Annotated in this window: 18 protein-coding genes; 13 read left to right on the plus strand and 5 right to left on the minus strand. The window is 72.3% G+C overall.

Annotated elements, in window-relative coordinates; genetic code table 11:
• Window positions 1–13 precede the first annotated feature (13 nt).
• Both ABC138_RS11950 and ABC138_RS11955 read left to right on the plus strand, forming a co-directional pair.
• Window positions 14–733: a class I SAM-dependent methyltransferase gene (locus ABC138_RS11950; RefSeq protein WP_068421350.1), complete on the plus strand. Its 720-nt coding sequence runs from the start codon at window positions 14–16 to the stop codon at window positions 731–733.
• The gene (locus ABC138_RS11955) at window positions 730–4,752 is read left to right on the plus strand and encodes an alpha-(1->3)-arabinofuranosyltransferase family protein (protein ID WP_345913802.1); all 4,023 of its coding nucleotides are present in this window, start codon (window positions 730–732) and stop codon (window positions 4,750–4,752) included. The genes ABC138_RS11950 and ABC138_RS11955 overlap by 4 nt, the downstream gene beginning before the upstream one ends.
• Here the strand turns inward: ABC138_RS11955 and ABC138_RS11960 are convergent.
• Window positions 4,640–5,833, minus strand: coding sequence for an acyltransferase (locus ABC138_RS11960; protein ID WP_345913803.1), 1,194 nt, complete (start codon window positions 5,831–5,833; stop codon window positions 4,640–4,642). The two genes, ABC138_RS11955 and ABC138_RS11960, sit on opposite strands and share 113 nt — an antisense overlap.
• A 66-nt stretch (window positions 5,834–5,899) precedes the next feature.
• On the opposite strand from ABC138_RS11960, the gene ABC138_RS11965 reads away from it, so the two are divergent.
• The 4 genes from ABC138_RS11965 (at window position 5,900) to ABC138_RS11980 (ending at window position 9,268) form a co-directional block, all read left to right on the plus strand.
• Window positions 5,900–6,943, plus strand: a complete 1,044-nt coding sequence (locus tag ABC138_RS11965; RefSeq protein WP_068421353.1) for a GHMP kinase — start codon at window positions 5,900–5,902, stop codon at window positions 6,941–6,943.
• Window positions 6,940–7,548 carry an SIS domain-containing protein gene (locus ABC138_RS11970; protein WP_345913804.1) on the plus strand — a complete coding sequence of 203 codons (609 nt, stop codon included), beginning with the start codon at window positions 6,940–6,942 and terminating at the stop codon, window positions 7,546–7,548. Before ABC138_RS11965 ends, ABC138_RS11970 begins: the two co-directional genes overlap by 4 nt.
• On the plus strand, window positions 7,509–8,096 hold the full coding sequence (locus tag ABC138_RS11975) for an HAD-IIIA family hydrolase (protein WP_345913805.1): 588 nt from the start codon (window positions 7,509–7,511) through the stop codon (window positions 8,094–8,096). Before ABC138_RS11970 ends, ABC138_RS11975 begins: the two co-directional genes overlap by 40 nt.
• A 128-nt stretch (window positions 8,097–8,224) precedes the next feature.
• Entirely contained in the window at window positions 8,225–9,268 is a 1,044-nt protein-coding gene (locus ABC138_RS11980) for a DUF3068 domain-containing protein (RefSeq protein WP_068323737.1), read from the plus strand.
• A 53-nt stretch (window positions 9,269–9,321) separates the two neighbouring features.
• Here the strand turns inward: ABC138_RS11980 and ABC138_RS11985 are convergent, their stop codons facing one another.
• Window positions 9,322–10,143 (minus strand): class I SAM-dependent methyltransferase, encoded by an 822-nt coding sequence (locus tag ABC138_RS11985; RefSeq protein ID WP_345913806.1) that lies wholly within the window; start codon window positions 10,141–10,143, stop codon window positions 9,322–9,324.
• Between the two features lie 166 nt (window positions 10,144–10,309).
• Between ABC138_RS11985 and rpsA the strand changes: the two genes are divergently transcribed.
• The 5 genes from rpsA (at window position 10,310) to ABC138_RS12010 (ending at window position 16,805) form a co-directional block, all read left to right on the plus strand.
• Window positions 10,310–11,812 (plus strand): 30S ribosomal protein S1, encoded by a 1,503-nt coding sequence (gene rpsA / locus ABC138_RS11990; RefSeq protein ID WP_068323743.1) that lies wholly within the window; start codon window positions 10,310–10,312, stop codon window positions 11,810–11,812.
• Window positions 11,813–11,895: 83 nt separating this feature from the next.
• Window positions 11,896–13,107 (plus strand): dephospho-CoA kinase, encoded by a 1,212-nt coding sequence (gene coaE, locus ABC138_RS11995; protein ID WP_345913807.1) that lies wholly within the window; start codon window positions 11,896–11,898, stop codon window positions 13,105–13,107.
• The gene (locus tag ABC138_RS12000) at window positions 13,108–13,461 is read left to right on the plus strand and encodes a hypothetical protein (RefSeq protein WP_068323745.1); all 354 of its coding nucleotides are present in this window, start codon (window positions 13,108–13,110) and stop codon (window positions 13,459–13,461) included.
• A 33-nt stretch (window positions 13,462–13,494) separates the two neighbouring features.
• Window positions 13,495–15,582 carry an excinuclease ABC subunit UvrB gene (gene uvrB, locus ABC138_RS12005; protein ID WP_068421356.1) on the plus strand — a complete coding sequence of 696 codons (2,088 nt, stop codon included), beginning with the start codon at window positions 13,495–13,497 and terminating at the stop codon, window positions 15,580–15,582.
• Between the two features lie 233 nt (window positions 15,583–15,815).
• Window positions 15,816–16,805 carry a TerC family protein gene (locus tag ABC138_RS12010; protein ID WP_345913837.1) on the plus strand — a complete coding sequence of 330 codons (990 nt, stop codon included), beginning with the start codon at window positions 15,816–15,818 and terminating at the stop codon, window positions 16,803–16,805.
• 57 nt (window positions 16,806–16,862) lie between these two features.
• Here ABC138_RS12010 and ABC138_RS12015 read toward each other — a convergent pair whose 3' ends face one another.
• Window positions 16,863–17,747: an EamA family transporter gene (locus ABC138_RS12015; RefSeq protein WP_068323749.1), complete on the minus strand. Its 885-nt coding sequence runs from the start codon at window positions 17,745–17,747 to the stop codon at window positions 16,863–16,865.
• A gap of 24 nt (window positions 17,748–17,771) precedes the next feature.
• Between ABC138_RS12015 and ABC138_RS12020 the strand changes: the two genes are divergently transcribed.
• Window positions 17,772–18,398: a LysE family translocator gene (locus ABC138_RS12020; RefSeq protein WP_345913808.1), complete on the plus strand. Its 627-nt coding sequence runs from the start codon at window positions 17,772–17,774 to the stop codon at window positions 18,396–18,398.
• Window positions 18,399–18,410: 12 nt separating this feature from the next.
• On the opposite strand, the gene ABC138_RS12025 is transcribed toward ABC138_RS12020, so the two are convergent.
• Together ABC138_RS12025 and ABC138_RS12030 are read right to left on the minus strand one after the other, a co-directional pair.
• On the minus strand, window positions 18,411–19,079 hold the full coding sequence (locus tag ABC138_RS12025; protein ID WP_345913809.1) for an MBL fold metallo-hydrolase: 669 nt from the start codon (window positions 19,077–19,079) through the stop codon (window positions 18,411–18,413).
• Window positions 19,076–20,932, minus strand: coding sequence for a glycoside hydrolase family 15 protein (locus tag ABC138_RS12030; protein WP_068421284.1), 1,857 nt, complete (start codon window positions 20,930–20,932; stop codon window positions 19,076–19,078). Before ABC138_RS12030 ends, ABC138_RS12025 begins: the two co-directional genes overlap by 4 nt.
• A gap of 80 nt (window positions 20,933–21,012) precedes the next feature.
• Here ABC138_RS12030 and uvrA point away from each other — a divergent pair, with 80 nt between their 5' ends.
• Window positions 21,013–24,129: an excinuclease ABC subunit UvrA gene (gene uvrA, locus ABC138_RS12035; RefSeq protein ID WP_345913810.1), complete on the plus strand. Its 3,117-nt coding sequence runs from the start codon at window positions 21,013–21,015 to the stop codon at window positions 24,127–24,129.
• Window positions 24,130–24,152: the final 23 nt, after the last annotated feature.

Raw genomic sequence — 24,152 nt, forward strand, 5'->3', positions numbered from 1 at the left:
GGGTGTCGTGCCGATGACCTCCCAGCCCATGCGTCGCGGGGTGCGCCGGTCGGTGCGCCTCTTCTCGGCCTTCCTCGTCGAGCAGACCGAGCCGGAGCGCTTCTACTCGGAGCTGGCGCGCGACTCCATCGGGCTGGTGCGCGAGCACACCCCCCTCGACGGCCGGACCGTCCTCGACGTGGGCGCCGGCCCGAGCGAGTTCGCCCGCGCCTTCCGCGCGGAGGGCGCGCGCTACGTGCCGCTCGACCACGACCCGGCGGTCCCCTCGGTGCGGGACGGCGGGGTCGTCGGCGACGCCCTGCGGCTGCCCCTCGCGGACGGGAGCGTCGACGTCGTCTTCTCGAGCAACATGTGGGAGCACGTGCCCGACCCCGAGGCTGTCGCCGACGAGATGCTCCGCGTCACCCGGCCGGGCGGGATCGTCCTCCTCTCGTACACCAACTGGCTCTCGCCGTGGGGCGGGCACGAGACCTCACCGTGGCACTGGCTCGGCGGCGACCGCGCGGTCCGTCGGTACGAGCGTCGCCACGGCCACCCGCCGAAGAACCGCGTCGGCGAGACCCTGCACCGCGTGAGCGTGCGCCAGGGCCTGGAGTGGGCGCGCCGGGCCGACGCGGACGTCCTCGTCGCCCGGCCCCGATACCTGCCGGACGCGGCGCGGGCCGTGCTGCGCGTCCCCGGCCTGCGCGAGGTCGTGACGTGGAACCTCCTGCTCGTCCTGCGTCGCCGATGACGGCTGACGGCCGGGTCGACGTCCTGCGCGAGGGCCTCCAGCGCCTCGCCGCGACCCTGCTCGTCGCGGTCCTCCCCTGGCTCGTCGCGCCGGGCACGATCCAGCCGGACACCAAGACCGACCTCGTCCTGTCACCGGCGCGCTACCTCGGCCGGGCGCTGTGGGCGTGGAACGACCACACCGGCATCGGCGAGCTGCAGAACCAGGCCTACGGCTACCTCTGGCCGATGGGGACCTTCTTCCTCGTGGGCGACGCGGTGGGCGCGCCGGCGTGGGCGGTCCAGCGGCTGTGGTGGACCCTCCTGCTCGTCGTGGCCTTCGTCGGCGCCGAGCGCCTGGCCCGACGGGTCGCCGGCCTGGCCCCGGTCCCGGCGCTGCTCGTCGGCGGGGTCTTCGCCCTGTCGCCGCGGGCGCTCACCGTGCTCTCGGAGATCTCCGTCGAGGTGTGGCCGCAGGCGCTCGCCCCCTGGCTCGTCCTCGTCGCCGCGCGCGCCGTCGCCCCCGGCGCGCTCGCCGCGGACCGCCGGCGGACAGCGGTGCTCACCGGCCTCCTCACGGCATGCCTGGGTGGGGTCAACGCGACCGTCTCGCTCGTGGCCCTCGTCCCCGCAGCCGCCTGGCTGCTCCTCGCGCCGGCGGGCCGGCACCGCTGGCGGGCCCTCGCGTGGTGGCTCCTCGGTGCGGTCGCCGGGGCGGCCTGGTGGCTGGGTCCGCTGCTCGTCCTCGGCCACTACTCCTACCCCTTCCTCGACCACATCGAGCTGGCGTCGACGACGACGGCGGTCGCGTCCGTCACCAACGTGCTCCGGGGCGCCAACCACTGGATCGCCTACATCCTCACCGGCAGCGACCAGCCGACGTGGCAGAGCGGGTGGGTCCTCGCCCAGTCCTTCTCGGCGATCCTCGCGACGACCCTGCTCGCCGGGCTCGGCCTCGCCGGTCTCGTGCGTCACCGGGCCCACGGCGAAGGGGGCGACCCGCCCCCTTCGTCCGGGCGGCCCGCGGCGCAGCTGACGCGCTGGGCGCTCGTCCTGGTGCTGCTCGGCGTGCTCGCGATGACGGTCGGGCGCTCCGGCTCGGCCTCCGGGCCGCTCGCGCCCGTCGTGCAGGACCTGCTCGACGGGCCGCTCGCCCCCTTCCGCAACGTCCACAAGGCCGACCTGCTCATCCGGCTGCCGGTCGCCCTCGGCGTGGGCCTGCTCGCCCACTGGGCCACCCGCGTGGAGGGCGGCACCGGTCCCGTGGTGCGGCAGGCCGTCGTCGTCGCGACCGTGCTCGCCCTCGTCGGCTCGCTCGCGCCGCTGTGGGTCGGTCGCGTCGGTGATGCCTGGGCGCCGGAGGACCTGCCGGGGACGTGGACCGAGGCGGCCCGGGAGGTCGACGAGCTCGCGTCCCGCGACGGCGGGACGACGCTGGTGCTCCCCGGGGCGCGCACCGCGGACTTCACGTGGGGACGCGTCACCGACGAGCCCCTCGGGGCGCTCGCGGCCTCACCGGTGCTCACCCGGGCCGCCGCGCCGCTCGGGCACCCGGGTGCCACGAGGATCCTCGACCACCTCGACGAGATGACCGCGACGGGGCGCAGCCGGCCGGAGATCGTCCCCGGGCTGCGGCGGCTCGGCGTCTCCCGCGTCGTCGTCCGCGGCGGCCTGCAGCAGGCCGTCGGCGCGATGGACCCCCGGCGGGTGGCGGACACCCTGCAGGCCACCCCCGGCATCACCCGGGTCTGGGCCGAGGGCGACGGCCAGGACCGGGTGAGCATCTGGCGGCTGGACGCCCCGGCCGAGCCCATGGTCCTCGTGCCCCGGGACGGGGTGGTCCCCGTCGCCGCCGCGCCCGAGGGCTGGTTCGCGCTGCTCGCCTCGGGACTGGTCGACCCCGACGCCCTCACCACGACCGCCCGCGGCGAGGACGCCGACGTGCGCACCGACACGCTGCGGTGGCAGGCGCGCAACTCCGGACGACCGCCGTCGGACAGCCGCAGCCCCACCCTGCCCGCCACCAACCTCTGGCCCGAGATCGTCGGCACCAAGGACCTGGACCCGGGCGGCTCGGCGGTCGCCCGCACCACCCGGTTCTGGCGCGGGCTCTCCGGGCTCGCCGTGAGCTCGACCGCTGCCGACCCCTTCGCCCGAGACCCCGGGGGCGCGGGGACCGGCCCGGCGGCCATGGTCGACGGCGACCCCACGACCGCCTGGGTGAGCGGCGACGGGCTGGGCCGGCAGTCCTTCACGCTGCGCCTCCCCGACACCCACCGGCCGACGGCCGTGCTCGTCCACGAGGCGTGGGGCGGCACCCTCGCCCCGCTGTCGGGCGTCCGCGTCGCCGGCAGCGACGGCGAGCTGCTCGAGGGGACCAAGACCTGGCGCGTCCCCCTCGACGGTCGCGGACGCACCGAGGTCACCGTCGACCTCGAGCGTGCGGGCGGGGACCCGACGCGCCGCGGGGCGCCGGTCGGCGTGCGCGAGGTGCAGCTCGAGGACGGCCCCCGTCTCGGGACGGGGCTGGCCCTGCCGCCGGGCCGGGGCCCGGCCCTGCTGACGCGCGACCCGCGCGGCGGCGTCGACGTCGGGGCGGGCGAGGACCCCGGCGACCTCGTCCGTCGGGTGGGCCACCTGCCGACGACCCGGGTGGAGGCGTCCGTGCGGGTGCGCCCGGGGGAGGCTGCGCAGGACCTCGTGACCGCACCGTGGAGCCTCACCGGCAGCACCGCACCCGACACCGACCCCGCCGCGTCCGGGCTGGCCGACTGGCCGGTCGCCGCCCTCGACGGCGACCCCACGACACGGTGGCGGCCCGCGGTCGGTGCCGCGCGGCCCACGCTGCGGATCGACCTCGGCCGGGAGCGGCGGGTCGGCACCATCAGGCTCGACCGGTCCGTGGGCTCAGTGACCGTCGCGACCGACACGCAGCGCCACGTGCTGCCCGTGGGCACCGAGCTGCGGATCCCGGCGCAGGAGACACGCCAGGTCTCCCTCGTCTTCACCCGGCCCCCCGGCCGGGCCGCATGGTCCGGGCCGGAGGTCACCCTGCCCGAGGCGGGCGCCCCGCCGACGACCGTGACGCTGGGCTGCAGCGCCGCAGGTGCCGTCGGCCGAGACGAGGGCCGCATCGGTCTGTCCCTCACCGCACCGCGCGCCGACCTCGTCGGCGGCCGACCGGTCGCCGCGACGGCCTGCGGCGAGCTGCCCGCCGGTGGCGGCACGGTGACGGCCGCCGGCGTCCCGGGTCTGGTCCCCGAGTCGGTCGCCCTCGTGCCCGTCGGCTGGGTGCGGTCCGAGGCGGTGCCGACCCGCACGGTGACGACGCAGCGCGAGCACACCGGCCGGTGGCTCGCGGACGTCGGGGCCGGTGGGCCCTCGGTCCTGGCCCTGTCGCAGGGGGCCAACGCGGGCTGGCGGGCCGTCGACGAGGAGGGCGTGCGGCTCGAGCCGGTCACCGTGGACGGGTGGCGCCAGGGGTTCGTGGTGCCCGGGGGAGCGAGCGAGCGGATCACGATCGACTTCGTGCCCAACGGGCAGCACCGGCTCGCCCTGCTCGTCGGGGCCGTCCTCGCGGGGCTCCTGCTCCTGTGGGGGCTCGTCGAGCTGGTCCCGGCGCGCCGTCCTGCGCGCTCGTCGGCCGTCGACGACCGGGTCGTGGAGCCGGCCGGCCCTGAGCCGACGGACGTCCCCGCCGGGGGAGTGGCCCCCTTCGTCGTGGGCGTCCTGCTCGCGGCACTCGTCGGCCTGCTCGTCGCGGGCTGGGCCGGGCTGCTCGCGGGTGCGGTGGGCGCGCTCGTGCCGGTGCGGCGGCGGGCGGCCGCGGTCGTGCTCGTCCTCGGGGCAGCGGGGGTCGCGCTGGCGGTGCTCGGGGTCGCCGAGCGCCAGTCGGCCGGCGCGATGGTCTCCCAGGTGCTCGGCGCGCTCAGCCTCGGGGTGCTGGCAGCGGCTCTGGTGCGTCCGCGGGCCGACGGTGGGCCAGTGCCAGCACCGGACGCTCCAGCAGCATCCACGACAGGTGCGCCAGACCCACGCTGACGAGCGTCACGAGGGCGAGCGTCAGCGCGAAGGGCGCAGCGAAGAGCCGCAGGTCGAGGGCCGCGAAGGCGACCTGCAGCACGAGCACGTGCCACAGGAAGACCCCGTACGAGATGTCGCCGAGCCACCGCAGGGCGCCGGCGACGGGGGAGTCGGCGAGGGTCGAGGACAGGCCGCGCGTCGTCGCCGCGAGGAGCAGGCACCCCGCGACGAGCCCGTAGAGCACCTCGGCGGCGAGCGCCTCCGGTGGCGACGAGGACTCGATGGCGCGCGGGCCGGCGACAGGGGTCGAGGCGAGCAGCCACAGGACGGCGGCGAGGACGACGAGGGTCCCCGGGCTCGTGCGCAGGACCTCGAGCCACGGACGGTCGGCCGGCAGGGCGTCCACCCGCTCCGCCTCGACGAGCACGCGCACGGCCACGCCGAGCGCGAACCACGCGGCGTGCCCGGCCGCGCTCGTGGCGAGCACCCCGCCCGGGGTCCCCTCGAGCAGCGCCGCGAAGGTCTGGGTGCCGAGGCCGAGCACCCCGACGAGGAGGCAGAGCCACAGCAGGCGACGGGTCGCGGCGGGGGGGGAGGCGCCGCGCACGAGCGGGGCGAGGAGCCACGCGACGAGCGGCAGGAGCAGGTAGAAGGTCACCTCGGTCGTGAGGCTCCACGTCTGGGTGAAGGACTGGAAGGTGCGCCCCGTCCAGCCCTGGCCGATGACGAGGTGGACGAGCACGGTCGGCACGTCGAGCACGCTCGCCGCGGCACCGCCGAGGCGAGCGGCGACGGCGACGACCGCCGCGAGCGCGAGAAGGTAGGCGGGCAGGATGCGTGCCGCACGCCGCACGAGGTAGCGCCTGGTCGACCAGTCCGCGGTGCCACCGAGGGCACGACGCACGAAGGGGGAGGACAGCAGGAAGGCGGAGAGGGCGAAGAAGATCGCGACGCCGAGCTCGCCCCGGACCGTGAGCCCGCCCACGACCCCGGAGGCGCCGGCCCCGGTCCAGAAGGCCACGTGCGAGAGCAGGACGAGCCAGGCCGCCACGGCACGCAGCAGGTCGAGCCCGAGCATGCGACCCGCCACATCCGCCACCCGTCCTACCTGCGGGTCACTTACCATTCCGTCATCATCGCTCACCGTCGTATCGAGAGGCCACCCATGACGTCGCGTCCGGTCCTGCGTGCCCGCGCGCCCCTGCGGGTCAGCTTCGCCGGCGGTGGCACGGACGTCGCCCCCTTCCCGCAGCGCGAGGGCGGCGCGGTGCTCAGCGCGACCATCGGCAGCTACGCCTGGGCCACCCTGCGGCCGCGCACGGACGGTCACATCACCGTCGAGTCCCACGACTACGGGACCTCGATCGGCTACGACGTCGGCACCCCCTTCGTCCTCGACGGGGAGCTCGACCTGCCCAGGGCGGCGATCGCGCAGATCATGACCCTCGACGGGGCGATCCGGTCCGAGGGCTTCGACCTCTTCCTGCACACCAACGCGCCGCCCGGCTCCGGGCTCGGCAGCTCGAGCGCCGTCATGGTCGCGGTCATCGACCTGGTGGCCCGGCACTGCGGGCTCGACCTCGGCCCTCACGAGATCGCCCGGCTGGCCTACCGGCTCGAGCGGGACGACCTGCACATCCCCGGCGGCTACCAGGACCAGTACGCGGCCGCCTTCGGCGGGTTCAACTACATGGAGTTCCGTCGCGACGGCGAGGTCGTCGTCAACCCCCTGCGGGTGCGCCCCGACACCGTGCACGAGCTCGAGCACAACATGCTGCTCGCCTACACCGGACGCACGCGGGTGAGCGACCACATCATCGAGGACCAGGTCTCCCGCTACGAGACGGGCAACGAGGAGGCGGTCGCCGGCCTGCGGGCGCAGCGCGACCTCGCCGACGCGATGCGCGTGGCCCTCCTGCGGGGGGACGTCGACGAGATCGGTCGGCTCCTCGGGATCGCCTGGCAGGAGAAGCAGCGGATGTCCTCGCGCATCTCGACGCCGCTCATCCAGGACGCGGTCGAGGCGGCCCTCGCGACGGGCGCCCTCGGTGGCAAGGTGACCGGCGCCGGCGGCGGCGGGCACCTGATCTTCATCTGCGAGTTCGAGCGGCGCCACCTCGTGGCCGACGAGCTCATCCGACTCGGCCTCACCGTCTCCGAGTTCACCTTCACCAAGCACGGCGTGACGACCTGGAAGGGCCAGCCATGACATCGACCGAGGAGCGGCACGCCCTCGTGACGCAGCAGCTGGACGCGGGCATCGCCGCCTGGGCCCGGCTCGCCGAGCAGGTGGCCGAGCCGCTGCTGCGCTCCGCGGCGGACGCCGCGGGCCGGGCGGTCCTGGACGCCCTGCTCGCCGGGCGGACCCTGCTCGTCGCCGGCAACGGCGGCTCGGCGGCGATCGCCAGCCACGTCGCCGCCGAGTTCCTCGGCAAGTGTGTCCGCGACCGGCACCCGCTCCCGGCGATCAGCCTCGCCGAGTCGCACTCGTCGCTCACCGCCATCGGCAACGACTACGGCTTCGACCAGGTCTTCCTGCGCGGTGTCCGGGCCTTCGGGCGACCCGGGGACGTCCTGCTCGCGATGTCGACGTCCGGCACGAGCCCCAACGTCGTCGCGGCGCTCGGCGAGGCCCGCGCGCGCGGGCTCACCACGATCCTCATGACGGGTGCGAAGGGAGCCGGCCAGGACCACCTCGCCGACCACCTGCTCGTCGTGCCCTCCGGGGAGACGCCGCGCATCCAGGAGGTCCACATGCTCTGGGCCCACGCCTGGTGCGAGGCCGTCGACCACGCCCTGCAGGACCACCCCTGACCGCGGCGCCCTGGTGGTTCGGCCCCGGGACGCTGACCGCGCCCGGCGAGGGGACCCCCTTCGACCTCGTCCTGCTCGACCGGGACGGGACGCTCAACGTCCGGGTGCCCGACGGCTACGTCACCCGGCCGGACGAGCTCCAGCTCCTGCCCGGGGCGTCCGAGGCGGTCGCGGCGCTCACGGCCGCGGGCTGCCGCACGGTCGTCGTCACCAACCAGCGGGGCATCGCCCGGGGCCTCATGGACCGGACGGACCTGCTGGCGGTCCACGCCCGCCTGCGGGAGCTGCTCGCGGCCGACGGCGGACGCATCGACGCGATCGCGGTGTGCCCCCACGAGCGGGGGGCCTGCCGCTGCCGCAAGCCGCTGGACGGTCTCCTCGTCGAGGCACTGCGCCGGGCACCGTGGGCGGACCCCGCCCGGTGCGTCGTGGTCGGGGACATGCCGAGCGACCTCGAGCCGGCCATCGGGCTCGGGATGCGGGCGGAGCGGGTCGGCCCTCCGGGACCCGACGCCGGGGCCGTCGTGGCCCGGATCCTCGGGACATGAGGGGCCTCGCGCAGGCCGCGGATCGGGCGAGTCCGAGGTCACGTCCCCTACGCTGTCGTCCAGCCGGGCGAGGTGTGCCGAATGGTGCTACCGTCCGGTAAGTTCTTCAGGGCCAAGGAGGCTTTCTCGTGCGCAAGTTCTTGCTGCCGGCGATCATCATGGGCGTCGGCGCCTTCATCCTCACCATGGGGCTGCTCTTGCGGTTCTATGCCTACCCCAAGCTCGCGGTCGTCCCCCTGGACCAGAACACGACGCAGGTGGTGCAGGACCCCAACGCCTCCTTCTTCGACGCCGACAACGTCAAGCCGGGCTCGGGCGAGCTGACCACCACGAGCCGCATCATCGGTGACCCGGAGGCGTCCGAGCAGGCATCCGAGGACTCCGGCCGCGACCTGGCGATCTGGAACAGCGGCCAGGTGAGCGACAACAACGGCGACAACATGCCCATGGACGGATCCACCGAGGTCTACGTCTTCGACCGTCACACCGGTGAGGCCGTCAACTGCTGCGGCGAGGCCCGCGACGGCCAGGAGGTCAAGCGCGACGGCCTGCTGGTCAAGTTCCCCTTCGACACCAAGCCCGTCGACACCTACCGGTGGTGGGACAGCTCGGCCGGCCAGTCCTTCCCCGTGAAGTACGAGGGCGAGGAGGACCTGCAGGGCATGAACGTCTACCGGTTCACGATGGAGGTCCCGGAGACCAAGACCGGCACCCGTGAGCTGCCGGGCAGCCTCTTCCCGAAGGCGAAGGAGAACGGTGCCGTCGAGGCCGAGCGCTTCTACAGCAACCAGCGCACCTTCTGGGTCGACCCGGTGACGGGCGTCGTCCTCGACCGCCTGGAGCTGCAGAACCAGGAGTTCCGCTACGAGGGCGAGTCGCTCAAGGCGCTCGAGACCGAGTCGCGCTTCACCAAGGAGACCGTCGACAAGAACGTCGAGGAGTACAAGAGTGCCTCGAGCCTGCTCAAGATGGTCCATTCGACCCTGCCGCTGGTCCTCACGATCCTCGGTGTCCTGCTCCTGCTGACCGGTGTGCTGCTGTCGGTGCTCATCGGGCGACGCCACCACCTGGACGCGCAGCCGGCCTACGTGGACGACCGGCCGGACCCGGTCTTCGGCATGGCCGACCCCGACGCCCCGACGACGCGGCGCAGCGACCTGCACGGCGGCTGAGGCCGCGCTGCGCAGTGAGCCCGGTCCTCCGCCACCCCGGCGGGCGACCGGGCTCACGTCGTGGCGACGAAGATCGCGGTCCCGGGCAGGCGCTCGCCGCGCAGCGGCGACCAGCCGCCCCAGGTCTCGGTGTTGTCCGGTGGCCACTCGGGCTCGAGGAGCGCGCGCAGGAGGAGACCCGCCTCGACGAGCTCGGCGATGCGGTGCCCCAGCGTGCGGTGGTGCTCGACGTAGCTGGCCCGTCCGGCGGTGGTCTCGACGTACGGGGTCTCGTCGAAGTACGTCCCGGTCGCGGTCAGGCCCTCCGGTCCCGGCACATCGGGGAAGGCCCACCGGATCGGGTGCGAGGTGGAGAAGGCGAGCGTCCCGCCCGGTCGCAGCACGCGCGCGAGCTCGCGCATGAGCCCGGCGGAGTCCGCGACGAAGGGGGTGGCCCCGTACGCGGAGAAGACGATGTCGAAGCTCGCGTCGGCGAAGGGGAGCCGGCTCGCGTCCGCCTGGGCGAGGAGGGGAGCGGGGCCGTCGTGCCGGGCGTCGAGCAGGCGGGCGGTGGCCAGCATGCCGGCGGACAGGTCGGTGGAGACGACGTGCGCGCCCTGCGCGGCGCACCAGCGCGCCCCCTGGGCGGCGCCCCCGCCGAACTCGAGGACCCGCCGGCCGGCGAGCTGGTCGCGCGGTCCGAGGACGTGCAGGTCCTCCTCGGTCCAGCCCTCGGGGCCCCAGACCAGGTCGGCGTCACCGAGGAACCCGCCGTGCTCGGCGAGATAGTCCGTGGCCTCGCGGTCCCACCACCCACGGTTGGCGCGGACCGTCTCGCCCTGGTCGCTCTCGCGCCGGCTGACGGCGTCCGGGTGCTCGTCGGGGCCCTCGTCCATGGGGTGGACGCTAGCCGACGCAAGGGTTTTGCCCCCCTCGTGCCTGAGCACTACGATGGGAGGGCACTCTTGTGTGCCCAGCTGTGTCCACCAGGGCACCCGGGTGCGATGCCTGCACCGCACCCGTTCCATACGATCAACTGTCCACAATCGGAGTTCCTACTACATGACTGCCAGCACGGTCGACACGACCGCCCCTCAGATCGCCATCAACGACATCGGCTCTGAGGAAGATCTTCTCGCCGCCATCGACGCCACGATCAAGGACTTCAACGATGGCGACATCGTCGAGGGTCACATCGTCAAGGTCGACCGCGACGAGGTGCTTCTCGACATCGGCTACAAGACCGAGGGTGTCATCCCCTCGCGCGAGCTGTCCATCAAGCACGACGTCGACCCCTCGGAGATCGTCGCCGTCGGCGACCTCGTCGAGGCCCTCGTCCTCCAGAAGGAGGACAAGGAAGGCCGACTCATCCTGTCCAAGAAGCGCGCGCAGTACGAGCGCGCCTGGGGCACCATCGAGAAGATCAAGGAAGAGGACGGCGTCGTCACCGGCACCGTCATCGAGGTCGTCAAGGGTGGTCTCATCCTCGACATCGGCCTGCGCGGCTTCCTCCCCGCCTCCCTCGTGGAGATGCGTCGCGTCCGCGACCTCCAGCCGTACGTCGGCAAGGAGATCGAGGCCAAGATCATCGAGCTGGACAAGAACCGCAACAACGTGGTCCTGTCCCGCCGTGCCTGGCTCGAGCAGACCCAGTCCGAGGTCCGCACGACCTTCCTCAAGGAGCTCCAGAAGGGGCAGGTCCGCTCCGGCGTCGTCTCCTCGATCGTCAACTTCGGTGCCTTCGTGGACCTGGGTGGCGTCGACGGTCTCGTCCACGTCTCCGAGCTGTCCTGGAAGCACATCGACCACCCCTCCGAGGTCGTCGAGGTCGGCGACGAGGTCACGGTCGAGGTCCTGGACGTCGACATGGACCGCGAGCGCGTCTCCCTGTCGCTCAAGGCGACGCAGGAGGACCCGTGGCAGCACTTCGCCCGGACCCACGCGATCGGTCAGGTCGTCCCGGGCAAGGTCACCAAGCTCGTCCCCTTCGGTGCCTTCGTGCGCGTCGAGGACGGCATCGAGGGCCTGGTCCACATCTCCGAGCTGGCCGAGCGCCACGTGGAGCTGCCGGAGCAGGTCGTCAACGTCGGCCAGGAGATCTTCGTCAAGGTCATCGACATCGACCTGGAGCGTCGCCGCATCTCGCTGAGCCTCAAGCAGGCCAACGAGGACGGCGCCAACCTCACCGAGTTCGACCCGACCCTCTACGGCATGGCCGCGGAGTACGACGAGCAGGGCAACTACAAGTACCCCGAGGGCTTCGACGCTGAGACCAACGAGTGGCTCGAGGGCTACGACACCCAGCGCGAGGCATGGGAGAAGCAGTACGCCGACGCCCACGCCCGCTGGGAGGCCCACCGCGCCCAGATGGAGAAGGCCGCTGCGGACGACGCCGCCGCTGCCGAGGGCGGTGCCGACTCCGTCAGCACCACCTCGTACAGCTCGGACAGCAGCAGCAGCAGCTCGGGCGCGCCGAGCGCTGGTGCCCCGGCGCCGACGTCCGAGGGCACGCTCGCCTCGGACGAGGCCCTGGCTGCGCTCCGCGAGAAGCTCACGGGCAACTGACCCGGGTCGCTTCCTGACGACGAGGGGGGGCGTCGCACCGATCCGGTGCGGCGCCCCCCTTCGTCTTGCCTAGGATCGGGCCCATGCTGCGCATCGGACTCACAGGTGGGATCGGCTCCGGGAAGTCGACGGTCTCCTCCCGGCTCGCCGAGCTCGGTGCGGTGGTCGTCGACGCGGACCGGATCGCCCGCGAGGTCGTCGAGCCGGGGGAGGCGGCGCTGGAGCGGGTCCGGGAACGCTTCGGTGACGGCGTCTTCGACGTGGAGGGGGCGCTCGACCGTCCGGCGCTCGGGCGGGTCGTCTTCGGTGACCCGCAGGCCCTCGCCGCGCTCGAGGGCATCACCCACCCGGCGATCTGGGCGCGCACCGCGGAGCGCTTCGCGGCCGCCGAGGCGGCCGGGACGGCGATCGGCGTGCACGACATGCCGCTGCTCGTCGAGAAGGGGATGGCGGGGGAGTACCACCTCGTCCTCGTCGTCGACACCGACGAGGAGGTGCGTGTGCAGCGGCTCGTCGGGTCGCGGGGCATGCCCGAGGACGAGGCCCGCTCGCGGATCGCCGCCCAGGCCACCGACGAGGAGCGGCGCGCGGTCGCCGACGTCCTCCTCGACAACAACGGGTCCCCGGAGGAGCTCGTCGCCGCGGTGGACCGGCTGTGGGAGGCGCGGCTGGCCCCCTTCGCCGACAACCTCGCCGAGCTCACCCCCGTGCGCGCGCCGCAGGAGCTCGTCCTCGTCGAGCCCGACCCGGCGTGGGCGGGGCGGGCCGCGCGCGAGATCGCTCGTCTGCGGCACCGGCTCGGCGACCTCGCGGTGACGCTCGACCACATCGGGTCCACAGCCGTCCCGATGCACGCCAAGCCGATCATCGACCTGCAGGTCGGGGTGGCCTCGCTCGACGTCGCGGACTCCGCCGCCTTCCTCGCGGCGATGGTCGAAGGGGGATGGCCCCGGATCGAGGGCGTCGTCGAGGACACCCCGCTGGACACCTCGCGGGACTCCGCCACCTGGCCGAATCGGTACCACCTGGGGAGCGACCCGGCCGTGCCGGTCCACGTGCACGTGCGCGAGGTGGGCTCGTCGGGGTGGCGCTGGGCGCTGCTCTTCCGCGACTGGTTGCGGGAGGACCCCTCCGCGCGCGCGGACTACCGCGCGGAGAAGGAACGCCTCGCGGCCGAGGGGCTGACCCGCAGGGAGTACGCCGACGCCAAGGAGCCGTGGTTCGCCGCCGCCCACGGGCGGGTCGAGGCCTGGGCCCGCGAGGCCGGGTGGTCGCCCGGGGCACGGGGGGCCTGAGTGCCGTCCTACCGCGTCGCCGTCGACGTGCACGGAGTCTCGCCGGGCGTGCCGCCGCAGAGCCTCCTGCCGCGTGCCGAGGAGCTGCTCGCGCTCGGGCACCGCGTCGAGGACCGGTCCGTCGAGATCGTGCGGGGGCAGCCCCAGATCCACCTGCGCTTCCTCGTGACGGGAGGGCACGACGCCGCCGAGGACGACGAGGCGCAGGACGCGGTCCGCGGCATGGTGATGGCGCTGGCGCCCATCGCGCGCCTCGGGCGGTGGACCCTGCGTCGCGGTCCGGGTGGCCACTGGAAGGTCATCCGCAGCGGCCACTCCCGGGCGGACCTGCCCGAGCACCCGGTCGACTTCTGAGGGTTGTCGGTGGGGTGACATACCGTGGTGGTCATGCGCCCGGTGACCGATCTGCAACGTACGGTGGCTCCCTTCGAGGTCATCTCGGAGTTCGAGCCGGCCGGTGACCAGCCGACCGCGATCGCCGACCTCGCGACGCGCGTGCGGGCCGGTGAGCAGGACATCGTCCTCCTCGGCGCCACCGGCACCGGCAAGTCGGCGACGACCGCCTGGCTCATCGAGGAGGTCCAGCGCCCGACCCTCGTCATGGCGCCCAACAAGACGCTCGCCGCGCAGCTGGCCAACGAGTTCCGCGAGCTGCTGCCCAACAACGCCGTCGAGTACTTCGTCAGCTACTACGACTACTTCCAGCCCGAGGCCTACGTGCCCCAGACGGACACGTACATCGAGAAGGACTCCTCGGTCAACGAGGAGGTCGAACGTCTGCGCCACAGCGCGACCAACAGCCTGCTCACCCGCCGGGACGTCATCGTCGTCGCCTCGGTCTCGTGCATCTACGGCCTCGGCACGCCGCAGGAGTACGTCGACCGGATGGTCACCCTCGAGGTCGGCACCCAGATCGACCGGGACGAGCTGCTGCGCAAGTTCGTCACGATGCAGTACACCCGCAACGACCTGGCCTTCACCCGCGGCACCTTCCGCGTGCGCGGCGACACGGTCGAGATCATCCCGGTGTACGAGGAGCTGGCCGTGCGCATCGAGTTCTTCGGCGACGAGATCGAGCGCGTCCACACCCTCCACCCGCTCACCGGTGAGGTGGTGCGCGAGGAGCAGCAGATGCACATCTTCCCGGCGACCCACTACGTCGCCGGGCCGGAGCGCATGGAGCGGGCCATCGCGGGCATCGAGACCGAGCTCGAGCAGACGCTGGCGGACATGGAGCGCCAGGGCAAGATGCTCGAGGCCCAGCGACTGCGGATGCGCACGACCTACGACATCGAGATGATGCGCCAGGTCGGCAGCTGCGCCGGGATCGAGAACTACTCGATGCACATCGACGGCCGCCTGCCGGGCACCGCGCCCAACTGCCTGCTCGACTACTTCCCCGAGGACTTCCTCCTCGTCATCGACGAGTCGCACCAGACCGTGCCCCAGATCGGGGCCATGTACGAGGGCGACGCCTCCCGCAAGCGCACCCTCGTCGAGCACGGCTTCCGGCTCCCGAGCGCGATGGACAACCGCCCGCTGAAGTGGGAGGAGTTCCTCGAGCGGATCGGGCAGACCGTCTACCTCTCCGCGACCCCCGGCGACTACGAGCTGGCCAAGTCCGACGGGTACGTCGAGCAGGTCATCCGCCCCACCGGCCTCATCGACCCCGAGGTCGTCCTGAAGCCGACCAAGGGCCAGATCGACGACCTCCTGCACGAGATCCGTCAGCGCGCTGACCGCGACGAGCGGGTCCTCGTGACGACCCTGACGAAGAAGATGGCCGAGGACCTCACCGACTACCTCCTCGACAAGGGGGTGCGGGTGCGCTACCTCCACTCCGACATCGACACCCTGCGACGGGTCGAGCTGCTGCGCGAGCTGCGGCTCGGCGAGTTCGACGTCCTCGTCGGCATCAACCTGCTGCGGGAGGGCCTGGACCTGCCCGAGGTCTCGCTCGTGAGCATCCTCGATGCCGACAAGGAGGGCTTCCTGCGCAGCGCCCGCTCGCTCATCCAGACGATCGGTCGCGCCGCCCGCAATGTCTCGGGCGAGGTGCACATGTACGCCGACAAGGTGACCCCCTCGATGCAGGAGGCCCTCGACGAGACCCACCGCCGCAGGGTCAAGCAGATCGCCTACAACCGTGAGCGCGGCCTGGACCCCCAGCCGCTGCGCAAGAAGATCGCCGACATCACCGACATGCTGCGCCGCGAGGACGCGGACACCGACGAGCTGCTCGGCTCCGGTCGCAGCCAGTCCCGCGGCAAGGGTCGCGGTGGCAAGGCGGGCGCCGAGACCACGGAGCGGGGCCGCGACCTGCCGGCGACCGAGCTGGCCCGACTCATCCAGGAGCTCACCGACCAGATGCACCAGGCGGCCACCGACCTGCACTTCGAGCTCGCGGCGCGCCTGCGCGACGAGATCGGGGACCTGAAGAAGGAGCTGCGGCAGATGACCGCCGCGACCCGGTAGCCGGGGGCGCCCGGGCAGAGTCCTGCAGCCGGACCGGGGTGGGTCGTGAGAGACTCGAGGGAGCGGAGGGGAGTACCCCCAAGCGTTGGCTCGTCAGCACGGTCGGTCCGCCGACCCGGGTCATCGGCCCCCTCGGGGGTGGGAGAGACCTCCGGACGTTGTGTTCCCTGTCCGGAAGGTTCCCGTTGTCCACCATCTCATCGCTCCAGCCGTCGATCATGAGCGGCGGCACCATGGACGTGCCGACCTGGGCGTGGCTCCTCACGCTCGGTGTCGCCGCCGCGGTGCTGCTCTTCGACGTCATCTGGGTGGCCCGCAACCCGCACGTCCCCTCCACGCGCGAGGTCGCGACGATCCTCAGCATCTACGTCTCGGCGGCAGTGCTCTTCGGCATCGGCCTGTGGTTGATGGAAGGGGGTGACCGCGGGACCGAGTTCTTCGCCGGGTGGTTGACCGAGTACTCGCTCTCGGTCGACAACCTCTTCATCTTCATCATCATCATGGCGAAGTTCGGCGTGCCGGCCCGTTTCCAGCAGACCGCGCTCCTGTGGGGCATCATCATCGCGATCGTCCTGCGGACGATCTTCATCTTCGTCGGCGCCGCCGCGATCAACCAGTTCGCCTGGGTCTTCTACATCTTCGGCGCCTTCCTCATCTACACCGCGTTCAACCTCGCCACGGAGAGCCACGACGAGGAGGACGAGTGGGAGCCCAACGCGGTCATCAAGTGGTTCCAGCGGACCGTGCCGAGCACGATCGAGTGGGCCCCCAAGCTCTTCACCAAGGAGAACGGCAAGCGCGTCGCGACTCCTCTCTTCATCGTCGTCATCGCCCTCGGCATGACCGACCTGCTCTTCGCCCTGGACTCGATCCCGGCGATCTACGGCCTCACCAAGGAGCCGTACATCGTCCTCACGGCGAACCTCTTCGCGCTCATGGGTCTGCGCCAGCTGTACTTCCTCATCGGTGGTCTGCTGAAGAAGCTCGTCTACATGAGCCTGGGCCTGTCGGTCCTGCTCGCCTTCATCGGCGTCAAGCTCATCCTCCACGCGCTCCACGAGAACACGCTGCCCTTCATCAACGGCGGCGAGCACGTGAGCGTCCCGGAGATCTCCACGCTCTTCTCCCTCGGCGCCATCGTCCTCATCCTCGGTGTCACGACGGTCGCCAGCCTCTGGAAGTCCAACAAGGACGCCAAGGAGGGCATCGGCTCCGACCACTGAGCCGGCAGACGAAGGGGGTCGGTCACGCCGCGGTGACCGACCCCCTTCGTCATCTCCTCAGACGGGCAGCTCGGTGGCGGGGGTGCGCTGACCCAGGCCGAGGACGAGGATGCTCGCCAGGACCACGAGCGTCATCCCGCCGAGCTGCACGGGGTCGAGGCGCTGGCCGAGCACGAGCAACCCGGCGAGCGCCGCCACGGCGGGCTCGAGGCTGAGCAGGATGCCGAAGACCGCGGGCGCGAGCCGTCGGAGGGCGAAGAGCTCGAGGGAGTAGGGCAGGACGGACGAGAGGACGGCGATGCCCAGCCCCTTGAGCAGCACCTCGGCGTCCCAGGCGCCGGTCCCGTGCCGGGCGACGTCGAGCAGGCCGAAGGGGAGGACCAGGAGCGTCGCGACGACCATGGCGAGGGCGAGCCCCTCCAGCTTGGGGAAGGCCGCTCCGGTCCGGCCGGAGAAGACGATGTACCCGGCCCAGCAGGCACCCGCCGCGAGGGCGAGCGCGATGCCCGTGCCCTCGAGCTCGTCGAGGGGGATGCTCAGGGCCCGGGAGATCAGGACGACCCCGACCCCCGCGGCGCCGACCGCGAGGAGGTCGCGCGGGCGGCGCGAGAGGACGGCAGCGAGCGCCAGGGGCCCGACGAACTCGATGGTCACGGCGACGCCGATCGGCAGGTGACCGAGCGAGCCGTAGAAGGCGAAGTTCATCATCCCGAGCGCGGCACCGAAGCACGTGACCGTCGCCCAGTCCCGGCGGGTGTGGCCGCGCCAGCGCGGCCGGGCGACGAGCAGGAGGATCGCCGTCGCGAAGCCGAGCCGCAGGATGACCGAGCCGGCCGCGCCGATCTCCGGGACGAGGGTGGCCGCGAGCGCCCCGCCGAACTGCACCGAGAGCACTCCCGCGAGGACGAGGAAGGGCGCTGGGACGGCATCGACACGACTCACGGCGTCACCCTAGTCTTCGGTCCCATGGCCACCTACCTGTCCTTCCTCGCGCTGGTGCTCGTCATCACCGTCGCGCCCGGTCCGGACTCCGCCCTCACCCTGCGGGCCGCCCTCGTGCGGGGTCGTGGCACGGGCCTGGTGACCGTGGCCGGGGTGAGCGCCGCGGGAGCCGTGCAGGGTCTGCTGGCCGCCGGCGGGCTCGGTGCGCTCGTCGTGGCGAGCGAGCCGCTCTTCCTCACGGTCAAGTGGGTTGGGGCGGCCTACCTGCTGTGGCTGGGCGGGCACGCGCTGTGGACGGCGTGGCGGGGCGACTTCGCCCCGGAGACCCCGGGGACGGTGTCGGACGGGGGGCGCGGTGGACGGGGCAGGTCCTTCGCCCTGGGCTTCCTGTGCAACTTCACCAACCCCAAGGTGCTCGCCTTCAACCTCGCGGTGCTGCCCCAGTTCGTCGGCGACGGGGCAGGGGTGCCGGTGCTCGCCCTCTACGCGCTGAGCCTGGTGGCCCTGGGTGGGCTCTGGCTCACCGGTCTCGTCGTCCTCGCCGAGCGGGCCCGGGTGGCCCTGTCCGCACCGAGGGCCCGTCGCCGGATCGAGGCAGGCATGGGTGCGGCGATGGTCGGGTTCGGCATCAAGGTCGCGACGACGCACTGACCGGGCGGGCGCTCACCAGCCCCGCTCGCGCCACTCCTGGAGGTGGGGCCGCTCCCTTCCGAGCGTCGTGTCCGAGCCGTGGCCGGGGTAGACCCACGTGTCGTCGTCGTACACGTCGAAGACCCGCTGGGTGACGTCGGCGTACAGCGACTCGAAGCTCTGGCCCTCCATCTTGGTGTTGCCCACCCCGCCGGGGAAGAGGCTGTCCCCGGTGAAGAGGTGGACATGGCCCTCGGGGTCGTCGTACGCGAGTGCCACCGACCCCGGGGTGTGCCCCCGAAGGTGCGTCACGGCCAGCGTGGCCTCGCCGAAGATGATCGTGTCCCCGTGCGCCAGACGGTGGTCCGGCGCCAGGGGCAGCGCGTCGGCGTCGTCCTCGCCGGCGTACGTCTCGGGGGAGTACTCCGCAGTGATCTCCGCCAGGGCGCGGACGTGGTCCCAGTGCTGGTGCGTCGTCACGAGGTGGCCGAGGTCCGTCCCGCCCGCGGCGACGAGCTCGCGGATGCGGTCGGCCTCGTCGGCGGCGTCGATGAGCAGCTGGGCACCGCTCGCCCGGCAGGTGAGCAGGTAGACGTTGTTGTGCATCTCGGACACGGAGAGCTTGCGGATCGTCAGGTGGGCCAGCTCCCGGGTGGACCAGGGGCCGCCCGGGGTGACGTCGGGGTCGTAGGTGTCGGTCATGAGATCGCTCCTTCAACGGGGTGAACGGGGGTCGCTGTGTCGTCCGTCCTGGGGTGCTCGCCACGGGCCGCGGCGGCGTCGGCATCACGCAGCGCGTAGGCGGCGCCGATCAGGGCGAGGTGGCTGAAGGCCTGCGGGAAGTTGCCCGCCTGCCGACGGCCCCCGACGTCGTACTCCTCGGCGACGAGGCCGACGTCGTTGAGCAGCCCGCACAGACGGGCCATGAGGGCGTGCCCCTTGTCGAGCTGCCCGGTGAGGGCGTAGGCGCTCACCAGCCACCAGGAGCAGGCGAGGAAGGGGTGCTCGTCACCGGCGAGGCCGTCGACGCCCGACTCCGTGCGGTAGCGCAGGAGGTACCCGTCGCGCAGGAGGTCGCGCTCGACGGCGGCGATCGTCCCGAGGACCCGAGGGTCGTCCGGGGGCAGGAACCCGACCATGGGGATGAGCAGCAGCGAGGCGTCGACCTCGGTGGTGTCGTAGTGCTGGGTGAAGCTCTGCCGGTCCTCGTCCCACCCGTGCTCGAGCACGTCCGCGCGCACCCGCTCGCGCAGGTCGCGCCAGGTCTCGACCTCCCCTTCGTACCCGTGGAGCTCGACCGCCCGGATGGCGCGGTCGAAGGCGGCCCACACCATCACCCGCGAGTGGGTGAAGTGGCGCAGCGGTCCGCGGATCTCCCACAGGCCGTTGTCCGCGTCCTGCCAGTGCGTGGCGAGGTTGTTGACGAGGGCGCGCTGGACGGCCCACGACTGGGGCGACTCGGTCAGGCCCTGGGCGCGGGCGTCCTCGAGCGCGATCATCACCTCGCCGAGGACATCGGTCTGCTTCTGGTCGACGGCACCGTTGCCGATGCGCACGGGACGGCTGCCCGCGTACCCGGGGAGGTGGTCGAGCTCGCGCTCCGGCAGCTCCCGCCCGCCGTCGACCGCGTACATGATCTGCATGTCCTCCGGGTCGCCGGCGATCGCGCGCACGAGCCAGTCCCGCCACAGCTTGACCGCGCCGACGTAGCCCGACTTGAGCAGCGCCTCGAGGGTGAGCGAGGCGTCGCGCAGCCAGCAGTAGCGGTAGTCCCAGTTGCGCTCGCCGCCGAAGTCCTCGGGCAGGCTCGTGGTGACCGCTGCGACGATGCCGCCCCGGCGCGTGTCGGTGAGCAGGCGCAGGGTGAGCAGCGAGCGCACGACCTCGTCCTGGTACGGCCCCTCGTAGGTGCAGCGGGCACCCCACTGCGCCGAGCGCTGGTACGTCGCCTCGATGCGTGAGCGGATGTCGAGCGGCGGGGGGATCGGCTTGTAGGAGGCGAACCACGTCGTGGAGAAGTTGTAGTGCTCGCCCGCGCGCACGGTCCACCGGTCGCGGTGGTGGTCGCCCTCGGGCACGGGCAGCCGGGAGCCGCGCAGGACGAGCATGTCGTTGCCGGCGATGGCGGTGATGACCTCGCGGTCCTGCTCGTGACCGGGGGAGTGCGCCACCCACGGGCGGATCCGGCCGTAGCCGAAGCGCACGACCCACTCCTGGCGCATCTCGACCTCGCCCTCGAGGCCCTCGACGACGCGGACGAGGTCCGCGCGCCCGTCGCCGAGGGGCATGAGATCGGTCACCTTGACCGCCCCGGTGGCGGTGCGGTGCGTGGTCTCGAGGATGAAGGAGTCGCCGCGGTAGGCGCGGGTCGTCGTCGCCTCGCCGACCGGGCCGATGAGCCACCGGCCGTGCTCGGGGGTGCCGAGCAGCGCGGTGAAGCACGACGAGGAGTCGAAGCGCGGCAGGCAGAGCCAGTCGACCGAGCCCCCCTTGGACACCAGGGCGGCGGTCTCGGTGTCGCCGATGGCGGCATAGTCCTCGATCGGTGTCGTCATCCGCTCAGGCTAGGCCCTGCTTCGGCCCGTCCGGCGAAGGGGGGAGAGCGCTGTCGGTGGTCCCGCCTAAGGTTGGGTGCGTGACTGTTGCCAAGGCCGCCGGCTCCCGCCTGCACGACCGGATCGTCGTCCAGGGGGCCCGCGAGCACAACCTCAAGAACATCCATGTCGACATCCCACGCGACTCCCTGGTGGTCTTCACCGGGCTGTCGGGGTCGGGCAAGTCGTCGCTGGCCTTCGACACGATCTTCGCCGAGGGGCAGCGCCGGTACGTCGAGTCCCTGTCGGCCTACGCGCGGCAGTTCCTCGGGCAGATGGACAAGCCGGACGTCGACTTCATCGAGGGGCTGTCGCCCGCGGTGTCCATCGACCAGAAGTCGACGAACCGCAACCCCCGATCGACCGTCGGCACGATCACCGAGGTCCACGACTACCTGCGTCTGCTCTTCGCCCGCGTCGGTCGGCCGCACTGCCCGGTCTGCGGCGAGGCGATCACCCGTCAGAGCCCGCAGCAGATCGTCGACCGGCTCCTCGAGCTGCCCGAGCGCACCCGCTTCCAGGTCCTGGCGCCGGTCGTGCGCGCCCGCAAGGGCGAGTTCGTCGACCTCTTCTCCGAGCTGCGTACCAAGGGCTACAGCCGGGCCCGCGTGGACGGGGAGGTCGTCTCGCTGGCGGAGCCGCCGACGCTGGAGAAGCAGGTCAAGCACACCATCGACGTCGTCGTCGACCGCCTCGTGGCGAAGGGGGAGGAGGACCGGGCCGCGAAGCAACGGGTCACCGACTCCGTGGAGACCGCCCTCGGGCTCGCCGGGGGCGTGCTCGTCATCGACTTCGTCGACCTCGACGAGGACGACCCGCAGCGTCAGCGCCGCTACTCCGAGACGATGGCCTGCCCCAACGACCACCCGCTCAACATCGACGAGATCGAGCCGCGGTCCTTCTCCTTCAACTCCCCCTTCGGCGCCTGCCCGGTCTGCACGGGCCTGGGGACGGAGCTCGAGGTCGACGCGGAGCTCGTCGTCCCCGACGACGACCTGACGCTCGCGGAGGGGGCCATCGCGCCCTGGGCGCAGGGGACCCAGTCGGCCCAGTACTTCCAGCGCACGATGTCGGCGCTCGGCGACGACCTCGGCTTCGACATGGACACGCCGTGGCGAGCGCTGCCGAGCCGCGCCCGCGAGGCGCTCCTGCACGGACGCAACCACAAGGTGCACGTCAAGTACCGCAACCGCTTCGGGCGGGAGCGCTCCTACAGCACCGGCTTCGAGGGGGTCATCCCCTTCATCAAGCGCCGGCACACCGAGACCGAGTCGGACTGGAGCCGGGAGAAGTACGAGGGGTACATGCGCGAGATCCCGTGCCCGACGTGCCGGGGGACCCGCCTGAAGCCGGAGTCCCTCGCCGTCCTCGTCGGTGGGCAGAGCATCGCCGACGTCTCCTCGCTCTCGATCCGCGAGGCGGCCGGGTTCCTCGACACCGTCGACTTCAGCGAGCGTGAGCGGCAGATCGCCGAGCAGGTCATCAAGGAGATCAACGCACGGCTGGGCTTCCTCCTCGACGTGGGCCTGGAGTACCTCTCCCTCTCGCGGGCCGCGGGCACGCTCTCCGGTGGCGAGGCGCAACGCATCCGGCTGGCCACGCAGATCGGCTCGGGCCTGGTGGGCGTGCTCTACGTGCTCGACGAGCCGAGCATCGGTCTGCACCAGCGCGACAACCACCGGCTCATCGAGACGCTGACCCGGCTGCGCGACCTCGGCAACACACTGATCGTCGTCGAGCACGACGAGGACACCATCGCCGCCTCGGACTGGGTCGTCGACATCGGCCCGGGAGCGGGGGAGCACGGCGGTCATGTCGTCCACTCCGGGCCGCTCGCCGACCTGCTGACGAGCGAGCGCTCGGTGACCGGCCGCTACCTCTCCGGCGACCTCGAGATCCCGGTCCCGGCCGTGCGCCGACCGCAGGACCCCGGGCGCGAGGTCACGGTCAAGGGAGCCAAGGAGCACAACCTCGCCGGCATCGACGTCAGCTTCCCGCTGGGCAACTTCGTCGCGGTGACGGGCGTGTCCGGGTCCGGCAAGTCGACCCTCGTCAACGACATCCTCTACAACGTCATGGCCAACAAGCTCAACGGCGCCCGCCGGGTGCCGGGTCGGCACAAGACGGTGACCGGCCTCGAGCACCTCGACAAGGTCGTGCACGTCGATCAGAGCCCCATCGGTCGCACGCCGCGGTCCAACCCGGCGACGTACACCGGGGTCTTCGACCACGTCCGCAAGCTCTTCGCCCAGACGAGCGAGGCGAAGGTGCGCGGGTACCAGCCGGGCCGGTTCTCCTTCAACGTCAAGGGCGGGCGCTGCGACGCGTGCTCCGGTGACGGCACGCTGAAGATCGAGATGAACTTCCTGCCGGACGTCTACGTCCCGTGCGAGGTCTGCCACGGCGCCCGGTACAACCGGGAGACCCTCGAGGTGCACTTCAAGGGCAAGAACATCGCCGAGGTCCTCGACATGCCGATCGAGGAGGCCGAGGACTTCTTCGCGGCCGTCCCGGCGATCGCCCGCCACATGAAGACCCTCAACGCTGTCGGCCTGGGCTACGTGCGCCTCGGGCAGCCGGCGACGACCCTCTCGGGCGGTGAGGCGCAGCGGGTCAAGCTCGCGGCCGAGCTGCAGAAACGGTCCAACGGGCGCACGATCTACGTGCTCGACGAGCCGACGACCGGCCTGCACTTCGAGGACATCCGCAAGCTGCTGCTCGTGCTCCAGGGCCTGGTCGACAAGGGCAACTCGGTCCTGGTCATCGAGCACAACCTCGACGTGATCAAGTGCGCCGACTACGTCGTCGACATGGGTCCCGAGGGCGGGTCGGGCGGTGGCCAGGTGGTCGCGAGCGGCAGCCCGGAGCAGGTCGCAGCCGTGCCACGCTCCTTCACGGGGCAGTTCCTCGCCCCGGTGCTCGCCTCCTCGTCGGTCTCGCCGGTCGTCGGCGAGCTCGTCGTCGACGAGGCCGACCCGGCCCCCGCGGCGAAGGGAGCGGCCACGAAGAAGTCGGCCTCCGCGAAGAAGACCGCGGCCCGCAGGACCGCGGCCACGAAGGGGACGAAGGTCACCGCGGCGAAGAAGGCCGCGCCGGCCAAGAAGTCCGTCTCGAGTGCGGCGAGCGCGGCGGCCCGCCGTGCGAAGAAGGCGGGCTGACGCGAACGGCGAGGGGTGGGGGC

It is taken from the genome of Janibacter sp. LM (assembly GCF_039631275.1).
Lineage (GTDB): Bacteria > Actinomycetota > Actinomycetes > Actinomycetales > Dermatophilaceae > Janibacter > Janibacter terrae.

Coding starts and splice junctions, on each gene's coding strand:
- ABC138_RS11950 (WP_068421350.1), top strand. CDS start 14: ATGACCTCCCAGCCCATGCGTCGCGGGGTGCGCCGGTCGGTGCGCCTC.
- ABC138_RS11955 (WP_345913802.1), top strand. CDS start 730: ATGACGGCTGACGGCCGGGTCGACGTCCTGCGCGAGGGCCTCCAGCGC.
- ABC138_RS11965 (WP_068421353.1), top strand. CDS start 5,900: ATGACGTCGCGTCCGGTCCTGCGTGCCCGCGCGCCCCTGCGGGTCAGC.
- ABC138_RS11970 (WP_345913804.1), top strand. CDS start 6,940: ATGACATCGACCGAGGAGCGGCACGCCCTCGTGACGCAGCAGCTGGAC.
- ABC138_RS11985 (WP_345913806.1), bottom strand. CDS start 10,143: ATGGACGAGGGCCCCGACGAGCACCCGGACGCCGTCAGCCGGCGCGAG.
- rpsA (WP_068323743.1), top strand. CDS start 10,310: ATGACTGCCAGCACGGTCGACACGACCGCCCCTCAGATCGCCATCAAC.
- coaE (WP_345913807.1), top strand. CDS start 11,896: ATGCTGCGCATCGGACTCACAGGTGGGATCGGCTCCGGGAAGTCGACG.
- uvrB (WP_068421356.1), top strand. CDS start 13,495: ATGCGCCCGGTGACCGATCTGCAACGTACGGTGGCTCCCTTCGAGGTC.
- ABC138_RS12010 (WP_345913837.1), top strand. CDS start 15,816: ATGGACGTGCCGACCTGGGCGTGGCTCCTCACGCTCGGTGTCGCCGCC.
- ABC138_RS12020 (WP_345913808.1), top strand. CDS start 17,772: ATGGCCACCTACCTGTCCTTCCTCGCGCTGGTGCTCGTCATCACCGTC.
- ABC138_RS12025 (WP_345913809.1), bottom strand. CDS start 19,079: ATGACCGACACCTACGACCCCGACGTCACCCCGGGCGGCCCCTGGTCC.
- ABC138_RS12030 (WP_068421284.1), bottom strand. CDS start 20,932: ATGACGACACCGATCGAGGACTATGCCGCCATCGGCGACACCGAGACC.